The organism is Bartonella silvatica, assembly GCF_040545155.1.
Classification (GTDB): Bacteria; Pseudomonadota; Alphaproteobacteria; order Rhizobiales; family Rhizobiaceae; genus Bartonella; species Bartonella silvatica.
In genome coordinates this window covers 34,509-48,578 of the sequence record NZ_JBEPLI010000013.1, presented here as the reverse complement: position 1 = coordinate 48,578, position 14,070 = coordinate 34,509, and the positions used below count along the sequence as shown (strand labels likewise).

11 protein-coding genes and 1 pseudogene are annotated in these 14,070 nt (G+C 36.7%); 3 read left to right on the top strand and 9 right to left on the bottom strand.

Features of this window, described 5'->3' with window-relative positions:
* The 8 genes and pseudogenes from ABID23_RS05875 to ABID23_RS05840 all read right to left on the bottom strand — a co-directional run.
* Positions 1–1,375 (bottom strand): annotated as a pseudogene (locus ABID23_RS05875) (ShlB/FhaC/HecB family hemolysin secretion/activation protein); the annotation flags it as partial.
* Positions 1,376–2,167: 792 nt separating this feature from the next.
* Positions 2,168–2,644 (bottom strand): hypothetical protein, encoded by a 477-nt coding sequence (locus tag ABID23_RS05870; protein WP_354190249.1) that lies wholly within the window; start codon positions 2,642–2,644, stop codon positions 2,168–2,170.
* Positions 2,645–3,021: 377 nt separating this feature from the next.
* A complete protein-coding gene (locus ABID23_RS05865) occupies positions 3,022–3,423 on the bottom strand; it encodes an SUF system Fe-S cluster assembly protein (protein WP_354190247.1) in 402 nt (133 codons plus the stop codon).
* Positions 3,416–4,660, bottom strand: a complete 1,245-nt coding sequence (locus tag ABID23_RS05860) for a cysteine desulfurase (RefSeq protein ID WP_354190246.1) — start codon at positions 4,658–4,660, stop codon at positions 3,416–3,418. Before ABID23_RS05860 ends, ABID23_RS05865 begins: the two co-directional genes overlap by 8 nt.
* Before the next feature lie 8 nt (positions 4,661–4,668).
* Positions 4,669–5,934, bottom strand: coding sequence for a Fe-S cluster assembly protein SufD (gene sufD, locus ABID23_RS05855; protein ID WP_354190244.1), 1,266 nt, complete (start codon positions 5,932–5,934; stop codon positions 4,669–4,671).
* A gap of 11 nt (positions 5,935–5,945) precedes the next feature.
* Entirely contained in the window at positions 5,946–6,701 is a 756-nt protein-coding gene (sufC, locus tag ABID23_RS05850; RefSeq protein ID WP_354190242.1) for a Fe-S cluster assembly ATPase SufC, read from the bottom strand.
* Between the two features lie 54 nt (positions 6,702–6,755).
* Entirely contained in the window at positions 6,756–8,267 is a 1,512-nt protein-coding gene (gene sufB, locus ABID23_RS05845; RefSeq protein ID WP_354190240.1) for a Fe-S cluster assembly protein SufB, read from the bottom strand.
* A 172-nt stretch (positions 8,268–8,439) separates the two neighbouring features.
* Positions 8,440–9,591 carry a cysteine desulfurase family protein gene (locus ABID23_RS05840; RefSeq protein ID WP_354190238.1) on the bottom strand — a complete coding sequence of 384 codons (1,152 nt, stop codon included), beginning with the start codon at positions 9,589–9,591 and terminating at the stop codon, positions 8,440–8,442.
* 150 nt (positions 9,592–9,741) lie between these two features.
* Between ABID23_RS05840 and ABID23_RS05835 the strand changes: the two genes are divergently transcribed.
* From ABID23_RS05835 to ABID23_RS05825, 3 genes are all read left to right on the top strand, one after another.
* Entirely contained in the window at positions 9,742–10,422 is a 681-nt protein-coding gene (locus tag ABID23_RS05835) for an alpha/beta hydrolase (RefSeq protein WP_354190236.1), read from the top strand.
* Between the two features lie 236 nt (positions 10,423–10,658).
* Positions 10,659–11,912, top strand: a complete 1,254-nt coding sequence (tyrS, locus tag ABID23_RS05830; protein ID WP_354190234.1) for a tyrosine--tRNA ligase — start codon at positions 10,659–10,661, stop codon at positions 11,910–11,912.
* 210 nt (positions 11,913–12,122) lie between these two features.
* Entirely contained in the window at positions 12,123–12,605 is a 483-nt protein-coding gene (locus ABID23_RS05825; RefSeq protein WP_354190232.1) for a peroxiredoxin, read from the top strand.
* Positions 12,606–12,770: 165 nt separating this feature from the next.
* Here ABID23_RS05825 and prfB read toward each other — a convergent pair.
* Positions 12,771–13,899, bottom strand: a protein-coding gene (gene prfB / locus ABID23_RS05820) for a peptide chain release factor 2 (protein WP_354190230.1) whose coding sequence is annotated in 2 segments (ribosomal slippage) — positions 12,771–13,829 and positions 13,831–13,899 — 1,128 coding nt in all. Because the reading frame shifts where the segments join, the coding sequence is not laid out codon by codon here.
* Positions 13,900–14,070: the final 171 nt, after the last annotated feature.

The window sequence follows — 14,070 nt, the reverse complement described above, 5'->3', positions numbered from 1 at the left end:
GTATAAAGTCCAAGCTCCCTACCTTAAAAGGCGTCATGACACTAAGCGTACCGGTAAATTTGGCAAATTGTGGCTCCGCATCCCCTGCCCCTGGCACATTTCTTTACTGAATGAAACAAAGGGAGCCCTTGCAAATAACTCACATCAAAAGTCCATGTTCCCCCCAACATCTGGCGCGAATGCGAAATGCCAAAATTGGCAACACTATATTGACGGCTGCCCACTTCAATCTTATTGCCAAGAAGGTAGTTGTTGGTTCTTTTATAGGAAAGACCTAAATTCAAGGTTGTAAGGGAAACACTATCACGGTAAAGAACCCTGCTTGTACTGGCGTGCAACTCACTGGAATCCCCCGTCGTCTCAATATCGGTAAAATTGCCAGGGATTATGCTTTGGTAATTATAAACAGTGCCATTCAATCCAAAGGTCCAATAACCGTACGGAATACTCACACTCGCTGAAATGTTATTGCTATGCCCTTCTTGCTTGCTCCCACCCCAATAATCGGGCTCACTGCGTTGATAACCAAAATCCCACGCATCATTCATCCCTAAAATATTTTCTACCCTCAAGCCCGCACTATAACGCGCATAACCTGTCGAGGATTGCCCCATATTGTCATGGGAAACTGTGACTTTCAAAGCTGGACCCGGCTGGTTGCTAATATTCACAATGGTATTGCCATCTTCACGCCCTGGAAGAAGCTCATTTTGAGCATGCCCTGAATTCAGCCTATTCATCTGATCAAGCCCCTGTTCAATATCACGCATATTGAGAATGTGACCCTTCAGCCCAGGAAAAGCACTCCACACTATATTGTTACGAGCAGATGCCGGAGAATCATTGTAATAAATATCCGAAAGCTTGCCCTCAACGACAACAAACTTGAGCACCTTACTTTTTTTGATATCTTGATCGGGAATATAAAAACGCGCTATCACATAGCCTTAATCCAAATAGACCTTGGTTAATTGTTTAATCAATCTCTGGATATCAGAAAGATCTATACATCTCCCCACATAAGGATCTGTAACTGCTGCTATAGAGCGCTTTTTGATATGATAAACCCCATCGACAATAATGTCATGAACAGCAAAACAGTATCCCCCCCCCTTAAAACTGTCCCCTGATCTTCTTCAACAGAAGGAGAAGCTTTGCCACGCGTTAAAGCACGTAAACGCTCAATTCTCTCTAATTGCTGCTCCTCTGAGAAATGGCGTGAAAAACTATCTGCTGGGGAACGTGAAGATAAAGGAGCCGAAAAATGTGCATAAGCCGTTGCCTTATGAAACAAGACAAAGAATACAAAAACGGCTAGAAAAAACCTTAAAAAGCTCCCTTGGCGTAATAATACAAATAACACTAGAAGTCCCATCCCCGCTTTACATTACTCATAAAGCGATCAATCGCTTTATGAGCCATAGAAAATACAAATCAAACCAACATGACGCTGTCACACCCAACGAGGCTGCATTTTTAGTAAAAGCAACAACCTCTACAACCAAATACACGTTGCACCAAAACTCTGCTTAACTGCAATTCTATGGAAATCCCTCTCCCATATTTAACTGGAAAAATTATAACCAAAACTGTTTAAAATGTCAATATTTAACGCGATAAGAGATCCATCAAGAAGAGAGGATAAACGCACTCTCTCGCTTCTTATACTGGGTTATAAGACGCGCAAATAGATAGACTGCACACTATGTGCCAATCTCATCCCTTTGGTGAAAAAGCATCATAGAAAATAATAAAAATCTCTTTTGAAAACTTTCTACTCAAAGAGGCAAAACGCTTTGTTCAAAGCATTAAACAACGGCTCCCCAAAGAAAGTCATCAAAATTGCTTATAAAAAAATTTTCCGTTTGGTCAGGTTATTCTAGTAACTATATCATTTTTTTCAAATAAGAAAAAAATCATTATCATTCAATACGTCCATTTTTTAGAATCCTCTCCCCAAAAGACAACACAACCTATAATAAAGATCAGTTTTCTGTCGGTAAATTACACTGATAAGCCTCATGATTTTGAGTGCTTTTTTACTTCTGTAAAAATCTCAAAATCTCTTGAGAAAATATGTGAAAAAACAATTATTCTGATATAGAAAAGCACATAGTGTATTCGTCTTGATTGACATGTGATTACTCATCATTTGGAAAAATGCTTGTTATAAATTTGAACGATTAATAAAAATTTTTACTTCAAAAGACCAAAGTTCCGTTTTTTTATCAAAATATTGCAAAACACAACCTTTGATTTCACGATGCCATTCATAGCTTAAATCTTGTATTCCAACAAGATCTGGATACAACCATTTATTTCCACCTGCTCCATTCTTATTACGAGAACGTTTCTCATCAATACGTTTGCTGTAGACCTCAAGCTCTGACCATAAAAACTTAGATAATAGTGGATAAAGATCATGTTCTGTAACAAAATCATTTGTCTTAAAAGTTGTATTGCTACTCTCTACTTCGTCGATTTCAGCACTATCTGTTGACTGCGTGAGATAATATTTCCGCAGACGTCCTTCAGTGATTTTAATTTCAGGGTAACGTTTTTGAAGACGTGGACGCCTTGCTCCTATCTCAGCAACAATTTGCTGAATAAGAGCTGCATCATTATTAAAGGGAGTAACTGTCACAGTTGAACGTTTTTGTTTTTGATGGCAGGATTCTGGGTAATTTTCAAATATCCATTGAGCTATTTCTCAAGCTGTAATTTTTTTTGTCGCGTTTTGTTTTAAAAAATTAAAAATAGTGTTTGTTAAGTCTAAAGTTATATGCAAATTTGTCTGTCTTACTCTCTGTTATCATTATTCCATTAGATTAAGTCTTTATAAAAAAAGAATAAACCTATTAAAAAAGCTTTTGTTTTAATTCAAATGCTTTTATTACTTTATACATAAATTTAAGAGTTTTATTCGCTATAAAGGAAACAAAACTGTATTTTCATTTAAAATTAGAAATAACCTGCAAATCTCTTGCCCCCAAAAGATAGTCTAAACTCTCTTAACAAGATTTAGTACCATCCAACAGCAATTTGTGCTTCTTCTGACATACAATCAGGTGTCCATGGCGGATCAAATGTCATGGTGACTTCAACATGTGAAACACCTTCCACCGCGCTTACAGCATTTTCTACCCAACCAGGCATTTCACCGGCAACAGGGCATCCTGGAGCCGTGAGAGTCATTTCGATTTTTACGGAACGATCATCTTCAATATCAATGCGATAAATTAATCCCAATTCATAAATATCAGCAGGAATCTCCGGATCATAAACTGTTTTAAGAGCCGCAATAATATCACTTGTCATACGATCAATTTCGTCAGGTGGAATTGCTGATATGTAAGGCTTTTCACTTTTGCTTACAGTTTCAATAGTTTCTGTCGAATGAGGCTCTTCAATTGTTTTAGCCATTAAAAAATGTCCTTGCTTTTTCCAATGCTTCCACTAGCTGATCAATATCTTCATAAGTACTATACATGGCTAATGATGCACGACATGTAGATGTTAAACCAAAATGTTGTAATAAAGGTTGCGCACAATGCGTGCCCGCACGTATAGAAACACCTTGCCGATCAATAAACATAGCAATATCGTGAGCGTGAATGCCTTCTATTTCAAAGGATATAATAGCACCTTTATGAGGAGAGCGACCATAAATACGCAATGATTTAATAGCTTCAAGTCTTTCATGTGCATAAGATAAAAGTGCTGTTTCATGCGCATGAATCGCATTTCTATTTTTCTTCTGCATATAGTCAATAGCAGCTGCCAACCCAACTGCTTCAACTATGGGAGGAGTTCCTGCTTCAAAGCGATGGGGAGGAGCATTATAAAGAACCTTATCAACGGTTACATCCTCAATCATTTCCCCCCCCCCTTGAAAAGGATACATTTCTTCCAGCCTATATTCCTTACCGTAAAGGACACCAATACCAGTAGGACCATAAAGCTTATGACCTGTAAAAACATACCAATCACAATCAAGGTCTTGCACATCAACTGTTAAATGTACGGCTCCTTGAGAACCATCCACAAGAACAGGAGTAGCATTTTGATGCGATAAATTGATTATTTCTTTAACACAAGGTACTGTTCCCAAAACATTAGACATATGTGTAATGGCGACAAGTTTTGTTCTATCATTTAAAGCTTTTTGAAAATCTTCAATATGTAAAATACCATCCTTATCCACTGGCACAAAAACAAGCTTAACACCTTTTTTTTCACGAATAAAATGCCAAGGAACAATATTTGAGTGATGTTCCATAATGGTGAGAATAATTTCATCACCTTTATTTAATTTGGGCAGCCCCCAACCATAAGCAACAGTATTAATAGCTTCCGTTGCACTTTTGGTAAAAACAATTTCCTTTGTTGTCTGGGCGTTCAAAAAAGTGCGAACCTTCTCACGGGCATCTTCATAAGATTGTGTTGCGAGATTGGATAAAAAATGCATTCCTCGATGCACATTTGCATAACGATGTTGATAAAAATCATTCATCGCATCAAGAACAGATTGCGGTTTTTGAGCAGATGCACCACTGTCAAGATAAGCTAACCGTTTTCCATAAACATTATGTTGTAGAATAGGAAAGTCACTGCGAATTTCTTCTATATCATAATTTAATGTTTTTGTATCACTTTCCATTTTTTGCCTTAAACATTTTTTTCTAGCCATTTAACAATAATGTTTCTCAAAACAGTTTGAATGTTATCTTGTGGGATCTCATCAATGAGCTCGGAGATAAAGCCTTTAATCAAAAGCGCATGCGCAGTTTTAAAAGGGATACCACGCGCCATGAGATAAAAAAGATAATCATGATTAATATTGGCAACTGTTGCACCATGACCACATGCAACATCATCAGCAAAAATTTCTAATTCAGGTTTTGCATTAAATTCTGCATTATCTGAAAGAATAAGACTATTACAAGCCATGCGTGCATCTGTTTTTTGAGCTTTTGGAGCAACACGTATCATTCCTTGAAAAGCACCCACTGCCTTATCTGTAACGACATTTCGTATAACTTCGGTTGAAGTTGATTGTTCTTCAACATGACGAACAGTCATCGTAAGATCACTATGGGTTTGGCCTGATAACAAATTAATGACACGCAATTGAAAGTCAGATTCTGCTCCTTGTAATTCAATATCAATTTCTTGACGGTTTAGCTGACTTCCTATGTTAAGTACATAAAGTGACAATTTTGCTCCTTGACCAAGAGTGGCACGAAATCGACCAAAATGCGTAGAATTAAAATCATGATTTCGAATAATGATCCAAGTAACATCACTATAAGCGGCAACTTGTAATGAAGATATTGAACTAACAAAAGTATCTTGATCACTTCCTATTTGATGTTCAATAAAGGTAGCCTGACTGTTTTGATCAATTTTTATGTCTGAAAAAATATGGGCTTGTCCACCCATTTGGACATTTTGTAATTCAATGGGAACATTTAATTTTGTATTTTCAGGAATATGAAAAAGCCAACCATCTGTAAAAAAAGCTGTATTGAGCTGTCCGATAAAATCTTCATGAGAACTGACTTGATCTATTTTTACAGAATTTTCTTTTAATGCATCGGCTAACCGTTTTACTATAATATTTTTTACTTGTGACTGTGTAGATGTTTTTCCATTTTTAATAGAAAAAACAGCGCTCTCTGAAAGTAATGCATCAACGGATTGTCCATCATCATATATTTCTGAAAAATGACTAACAGACTTTAATAATGTACGTAAATTGGTGTAGTGCCAATTTTCGATTTTACGTGAAGGCAGACCTGCACTCTGAAATAACTCAATCGCTTTTTTACGAACTGCCTGTACAGTCTTATCACCAGGTAACTTATTGAGATATTGATTGAAATTATTGAGTATATCTTTTTCAACCTCTAGCAATTTGTGTTGCGTACTCATATTCAATAACCTCAAGCCACTGCACTAATTAAATCAGCATATCCATTTTGTTCTAAATAAAGCGCTAATGACTTATCTCCACTTTTAATAATACGCCCCTTATAAAGAACATGTACCGTATCTGGAACAATATAATTAAGGAGACGCTGATAATGGGTGATCACCAAAAATGAACGCTTTGAATCACGCAGTTTATTCACACCATCTGCAACAATTTTTAGCGCATCAATATCTAAGCCTGAATCCGTTTCATCTAAAATACAAAGTTTAGGTTCCAGAAGTGCCATTTGTAAAATTTCAGCACGTTTTTTTTCTCCACCTGAAAACCCTACATTTAAAGGGCGTTTTAGCATGTCCATATCTATTTCAAGTTTTGAAGAAACCTCTTTAACATACTTTATAAACTCAGGAACTTTAAGTTCTTGATCGCCACGTGCTTTACGTTGGGAATTCATTGCAACTTTTAAAAACTCCATCGTTGCTACCCCAGGTATTTCCATTGGGTATTGGAACGCGAGAAAAACACCATATGCCGCACGCTCTGCTGGATCCATCTCTAAAAGTGATTGCCCATTATAAACTATATCGCCTTCTATGACTTCATAATCATCACGACCAGCAAGTAAATAAGATAAGGTCGATTTTCCAGCCCCATTTTGTCCCATAATAGCAGCAACTTCACCATCTTGAACTGTCAAGTTTAAACCGCGAATAACTTCCGTATCGGCCCCAGCAATACGGGCACGCAAATTTCTTATTTCTAACATAATTTTATCCTGTTCTGGTTATTTATGCCAAATAGGCTGTTCACTAACCGATTATCATCCCACACTGCCCTCAAGGCTGATACCAATGAGCTTTTGTGCTTCAACAGCAAATTCCATCGGGAGCTTTTGAATCACTTCTTTTACAAAACCATTCACAATTAACGCGATCGCTTCTTCTTCAGGAATTCCCCGTTGCATAACATAAAAAAGCTGATCATCAGAAATTTTTGATGTTGTTGCCTCATGTTCAAATTGAGCTGTCGCATTTTTTGCTTCAATGTAAGGGACTGTATGAGCACCACAGTCATTACCAATTAACAAACTATCACATTGCGTAAAATTACGTGCATTTTGCGCTTTTCTATATGCTGCAACTTGTCCCCGATAAGTATTATTTGAAAAGCCAGCAGAAATACCTTTAGAGACAATCCGGCTTGATGTATTTTTTCCCAAATGGATCATCTTTGTACCAGAATCAATTTGTTGATAACCATTTGCAACAGCAATGGAATAAAATTCTCCACGCGAGTTATCTCCACGCAGCAAGCAAGATGGATATTTCCAAGTAATTGCAGATCCCGTTTCAACCTGAGTCCATGAAATCTTAGAGTTATCGCCCCGACAATCTCCACGCTTTGTTACAAAGTTATAAATACCGCCCTTACCATCTTTATCGCCAGGGTACCAATTTTGTACTGTAGAATATTTAATTTCCGCATCTTTGAGCGCAACGAGTTCAACAACAGCAGCGTGAAGTTGATTTTCATCACGTTGGGGGGCTGTACACCCTTCAAGATAAGACACATAGGAACCTTCATCTGCAATAATCAATGTTCGTTCAAATTGGCCTGTATTGCGTTCATTAATTCTAAAATAAGTTGAAAGCTCCATAGGACAACGAACCCCTTTCGGGATATATACAAATGAACCATCAGTAAAAACAGCTGCATTTAAGGCAGCATAATAATTATCACCCGTAGGTACAACCGTTCCTAAATATTCTTGGATAAGAGCAGAATGTTCAATGATTGCTTCTGAAATAGAGCAAAAAATCACACCAGCACGTGCTAATTCCTTTTTAAATGTTGTCACAACAGAAACAGAATCAAAAACAGCATCAACGGCGACTTGTCCTGATGCATAAATATTATCATCAAAAGTAGAAGGGTCAGACTGTTTTCTTACTCCTGCTAAAATTTCTTGCTCTTTTAGGGGAATACCAAGTTTTTCATAGGTAGCTAATAACTCAGGATCCACTTCATCTAAAGATTTTGGTCCTGTATGATTTTTAGGCGCAGCGTAATAATAAAGCTCTTGGAAATCAATTTTGGGATACTGAAGACGCGCCCAATTGGGTTCTTGCATTGTTGACCAATGATGGAAAGCTTTCAAACGCCATGTTAGCATCCATTCGGGTTCATTTTTTTTAGCAGAAATAAATCTGATAATATCTTCGTTTAAGCCTTTTGGCGCTTTATCCGTCTCAATATTGGTTTCAAAGCCGTATTTATATTGATCAACATCTATTTCACGTACTTGGCGTATTGTGTCTTCTACTGCCGGCATAAACCTTCTCCATTTTTTGGTGTTAAGAACCGGTGACTAAAAGTCTTATTTTTTTCCTAAGATCAAGGTGAGCAATTCATTCTTTAAGCTATATGTAAAACAGGAAAATTTCAATCAAGCTTATTTAAGTTTACTTTACTTCGAAAGTATTTAGCTTACGAACATTTTATGATCAAACCTCGTTTACTTTATTACTCATAATTTGGGAAAAACACAATAGAAAGTCATCAATATCTTTAGAAGTTGTACAACGCCCTATTGAAATACGAATTGCTCCATTTGCAATATCGTACCCCATTGCTTCTAAGACTCTGCTTTGTTTTACTTTTCCAGAAGAGCAAGCAGAACCTGCTGATACAGAAAACCCTGCTAAGTCAAAGCCAATTTGCATCGTCTCAGCTTTTATATTGTGTACAGAAAAATAAGTTGTATTTGGCAAACGCTGAACTTTTTTACCAAAAATTCTAACATCACAACATATTTTTTGTATCCCGTCTTCTAATTTATCACGTAAAGATGTTAATTTCTTTCTCTCTGCTTGGGTAAAACAATCAGTCATCGCTGCTCCAAAAGAAGCAATCAGTGGCAATGCTTCTGTTCCTCCACGCAACCCTTTTTCTTGTCCTCCCCCGACAATAAGGGGAGTAGGCATTAAAAGGTTTCCAGATGAAACAAAGGCACCAATTCCTTTAGGCCCACCAATTTTATGAGCAGATAATATAAAAAAATCCCCTCCTATCTCATGAATATCAACATCTTTTTTGTCTACATATTGTGTCAAATCAACAATGAGAATGCCTCCACAATCTCGAACGATGGCAGCGATTTCTTTTATCGGTTGGATAACACCAGTTTCACTATTTGCAGCTTGAATCGCCACAAGAGGCAGCCCTTTTGTTCTGTTATGAATACTTAAAAGAGAGATTAACTTATCTTGTTGAATAAGCCCATCTTGATCAACAGGCACAATACTGATGCATTCTTTAGAAAAGCGTCCTCCTTCCGCAATAGATGGATGCTCTGTAGCTCCAATATAAAGATGAGAAAATTGAACTTTAGAGCTTCCCATATTATAAAGAGGTGATAATAAAGTCATTGCTGCCTCAGTTGCACCAGATGTAAATACCACATGATCTGGATCTGTGTTCAAAACTTCAGCAATTTGTCGGCGCGCTTTTTGTAATAATGATTTTGCCACACGTCCTTCTGTATGAACCGATGAAGGATTGCCAAATATATCTAAAGACTCTAGGAGCGCTACTCGTGCTACTGTCTTAAGTGGTGTTGTTGCATTGTGATCAAAATATCGGCGTTCCACAATCATTTTACATCGCGATCATCAGTCGTATTAATTGATTAAAAAAATAATGCAATTTTCTTGAAAAATGCATTTAAAAAAGAATATCTAATGATTATTTAACAGATTCTATGGTAAAATTCACTCGAGGTCAATGAGAGCATTCAGGAGCATTTAATGCCAGAAATTATTTTTAATGGTCCAGCAGGTCGACTTGAAGGGCGTTATCAGCCTTCCCAACAAAAAAATGCACCAATTGCAATTATTTTGCATCCTCATCCTCAATTTGGCGGCACAATGAACAATAAAATTGTGTATGATCTCTTTTATATGTTCCAACAGCGTGGTTTTACCACACTGCGTTTTAATTTTCGTGGTATTGGTCGCAGTCAAGGTGAATTTGATTATGGAATAGGAGAACTTTCAGATGCTGCAGCAGCTCTTGATTGGGTCCAAACACAGCATCCTGACTCTAAAAATTGCTGGGTTGCTGGATATTCATTTGGTGCTTGGATTGGGATGCAGCTTTTGATGCGCCGACCCGAAATTGAAGGATTTATATCCGTTGCTCCTCAACCAAATGTTTACGACTTTTCATTTCTTGCCCCCTGCCCTTCCTCTGGCCTTATAATCCACGGCAATATTGATAAGGTTGCTCCACTAAAAGATGTCCAAGCGCTTGTAGATAAATTGAAAACACAAAAAGGTATTACCATTACACAAGAGATATTAGCGGGTGCGAACCACTTTTTTAGCGGATGTAATCAAGAGCTTATTGAGCGCTGTGCACAATACTTGGATAATCACATAACGAGTGAACTTCTTGCCCCTTCACCTGAAATACTTTCATTGACTTAAAAGCGCTAGAAATTAGTGAAGAATGACAAAAAGAGAAGTTGTTTTTTAACATTTTTTTGTTTTCTTATGTCTATATATGTTGCAAAATAGAAGAAGTGTGTTTCTTTCTGGATATACAAGCAAAATAGTGTTTGAGTTATTTTTTCATTGCCAGTATTTTCATTATTTATGCTAGAGAAAACATATCAAAAATCCATTGTATCAATGAATACAATATTAATTAGGAAATAAAATCTGTGCTTTCCTTTAAATCTGACTTTTTACACATCATGAGAGAACGTGGCTTTATTCATCAAGTTTCAGATGAAAAAGGCTTAGACGATCTTTTTTTAAAAGAAACTGTAAGTGCCTATATTGGATTTGATCCTACAGCATCAAGTTTACATGCTGGAAGTCTTTTGCAAATTATGATGCTCTATTGGTTGCAAAAAACCGGTCATCGACCTATTGCATTAATGGGTGGAGGAACGGGACTTATAGGAGATCCCTCCTTCAAGGATGAAGCACGACGCCTTCTAACGCAAGATGATATTGCTACAAATATAGCTAGTATTAAAAAGGTATTTTCTAACTATTTAACATTTGGTGATAAAGAAACTGATGCATGTATTGTCAATAATGCTGAATGGTTATGTCATTTAAACTACTTAGAATTTTTACGTGATGTAGGAAAACATTTTTCCGTAAACCGTATGTTATCGTTTGATTCCGTCAGACTGCGGCTTGAACGTGAGCATTCTTTATCATTTTTAGAGTTTAATTATATGATTTTGCAAGCTTATGACTTTGTTGAGCTTTATAAACGCTACGGTCTGCGTATGCAAATGGGTGGATCTGATCAATGGGGTAATATTATTAACGGAATTGAATTAGGACATCGTTTAGGAACCGCACAGTTATATGCATTAACTTCTCCGTTGCTGACAACTTCTTCTGGTGCCAAAATGGGTAAGTCATTGAATGGTGCCGTGTGGCTTAACGCAGATATGCTCTCACCTTACCAGTTTTGGCAGTATTGGCGTAATACAGAAGATGCTGACGTAGTAAGATTTTTGAAGCTGTATACCACATTGCCAATGGATGAAATACTCAAACTTTCTGTATTGCAAGGAATTGAAATTAATGAAGCAAAAAAAATTCTTGCAACAGAAATTACGGCAATGTTGCATGGACGTAGCCTTGCTAATGAAGCAGCTGAGACTGCTCGTAAAACTTTTGAGGAAAAAGCACTCGGAGAAAATCTTCCAACCGTTGAAATTAATGCGACAGATTTAAAAACAGGTATTGGACTTCTTACTCTTTTAGTACAGGCAGGACTTGCCAAATCTAATAGTGAGGCGCGCCGACATGTTCAAGGTGGAGGGGTACGCATAAACGACCAAATAATTAAGGATGAAAAACATCTCATTATTGAAAAAGATGTTAATGAAGTAGGAATCATTAAAGTTTCTTTTGGTAAGAAAAAACACGTTTTATTAAAGCCACTGTAATCGCTCTATGTATATTCTTTTATGATGTAATGTTTGTGTATTTCATAAAGATTTCAATTTTTTAATGAAGTTCTTATGACATAATCAACTTATTGAGAAGAAAATTAGAAATATTTTAAAAGTAATTGTATTCTGAAGGGTTGCATAACTCATTCACTCTACATATTCTATGTCTTACATTGACGATACCGAAAAGAAAGATAAAGAACAATGACAAGACCAACGAAAGGCTCTCATGCTCCTGATTTTGATTTACCGCGTGATGGTGGAGGTCATTTGTCTCTTTCTGACCTTCAAGGAAAACGTGTTGTTTTGTATTTTTACCCGAAAGATAATACCAGTGGATGTACGCGTGAAGCGGTCGATTTTTCAGGGTTAAAAGCCGAATTTGATAAAATTGGCGTTGTGATTATTGGAATATCTCCAGATAATATTAAAAAACATGATCAGTTTAAAGTGAAACACGGCCTTGATATTATCCTTGTTTCTGATGAAGAGAAAACAACACTTGAAGCTTATGGTGTCTGGGTTGAAAAAAGCATGTATGGGCGTAAATATATGGGTGTTGAAAGAAGTACTTTTCTCATTGATACAACTGGAAAAATAGTAGAAGAATGGCGTAAAGTGAGTGTATCTGGACACGCTAATGAAGTGTTGGCCGCTGCTAAACTTTTATATCAAAATGGTCTATAAGCTTTATAATTAAAGAATCCATAAGATATAAAATTATTCTACCTATTACGTATGAAGGGTTTTCTTGTTCTGTCTAAAGTGACAGAACAAGAAATGGTTTTACAAAGTTTCTAAAAATGCTATAGTTAATGGCTTATACATAGGCTTTGAGCTTAATCATACAAATTAATCAACATCTTCAATATCTTGACCTTTTCCATAAACGCGCTGAGCGAGTGCTGCTTCTATGAATGTATCTAAATTCCCATTAAGTACAGATTGTGGATCGGTATTTTCAACACCTGTCCGTAAATCTTTGACAAGTTGGTAGGGCTGTAAAACATAAGAGCGAATTTGATGCCCCCATCCAATATCTGTTTTAGAAGCTTCAACGGCATTTGTTTCCTCTTCTCTCTTTCTAAGCTCTTCTTCATAAAGTCTTGCGCGTAACATAGACCATGCTGTTGCTCGATTTTTATGCTGAGAACGCTCTGTTTGACATTGAACGACAATCCCCGTTTTTATATGTGTAATACGAACAGCAGAATCCGTTGTGTTGACATGCTGTCCTCCAGCTCCTGATGCGCGATATGTATCAATACGCACATCTGCCTCCGAAACATCAACCTCAATATTATCATCAATGACTGGATAAACCCAAATACTTGCAAAAGAGGTATGACGCTTTGCATTTGAATCAAAAGGTGAAATACGTACCAAACGATGAACACCTGATTCTGTTTTCAACAGACCATAAGCATTATGTCCTTTTACCAGCAGTGTTGCTGATTTTATTCCCGCTTCTTCACCATCGTGAACTTCTAAAATTTCAACTTTCATTTTATGCTGTTCAACCCAGCGGGTATACATGCGTAAAAGCATAGAAGCCCAATCTTGACTTTCTGTCCCTCCAGCACCGGCATGAACTTCTAAATAAGTATCATTTGGATCTGCTTCTCCTGAGAGCAACACATTAATTTGCTTTTTCTCTATATCTTTCTTAAGAGTACGTATTGCATTCTCTGCATCAGTGATAACTTCAGCATCATTCTCTTCTTCTCCCATTGAGATTAATTCAATACACTCTTCAAGTGTTTTGGTAAACGATAGAATACCATTGATTGAATCATCAAGACGCTGACGCTCACGCATCATATCTTGTGCTTGTTGCGCATTATCCCAAAGCGTTGGATCTTCTGCTTTTTGGTTGAGATATTCAAGACGTTTTAGTGACTGATCCCAGTCAAAGATGCCCCCTTAGCAATTTGATTGCTTGTTGTATTTCATCAACTAATGTTTCTATTTCTGCTCGCATAATTAAACACCAATTTTTACTTTCAAAGATTCTCAGTTATGCTTCATAAGTATTTATATAAAACGCACAGTAAAAAAACAGCATAACTGCATAAATCTATTGACTGTTTCTATACTGAAAAAATAAATAAAAATAATCTCCTATATCAACTTTATGTCAAAAGAAATTTTT

Excerpts from the sequence above, each read along its gene's own strand:
- ABID23_RS05865 (WP_354190247.1), bottom strand. The coding sequence starts at position 3,423 with ATGGCTAAAACAATTGAAGAGCCTCATTCGACAGAAACTATTGAAACT.
- ABID23_RS05860 (WP_354190246.1), bottom strand. The coding sequence starts at position 4,660 with ATGGAAAGTGATACAAAAACATTAAATTATGATATAGAAGAAATTCGC.
- sufD (WP_354190244.1), bottom strand. The coding sequence starts at position 5,934 with ATGAGTACGCAACACAAATTGCTAGAGGTTGAAAAAGATATACTCAAT.
- sufC (WP_354190242.1), bottom strand. The coding sequence starts at position 6,701 with ATGTTAGAAATAAGAAATTTGCGTGCCCGTATTGCTGGGGCCGATACG.
- sufB (WP_354190240.1), bottom strand. The coding sequence starts at position 8,267 with ATGCCGGCAGTAGAAGACACAATACGCCAAGTACGTGAAATAGATGTT.
- ABID23_RS05840 (WP_354190238.1), bottom strand. The coding sequence starts at position 9,591 with ATGATTGTGGAACGCCGATATTTTGATCACAATGCAACAACACCACTT.
- ABID23_RS05835 (WP_354190236.1), top strand. The coding sequence starts at position 9,742 with ATGCCAGAAATTATTTTTAATGGTCCAGCAGGTCGACTTGAAGGGCGT.
- ABID23_RS05825 (WP_354190232.1), top strand. The coding sequence starts at position 12,123 with ATGACAAGACCAACGAAAGGCTCTCATGCTCCTGATTTTGATTTACCG.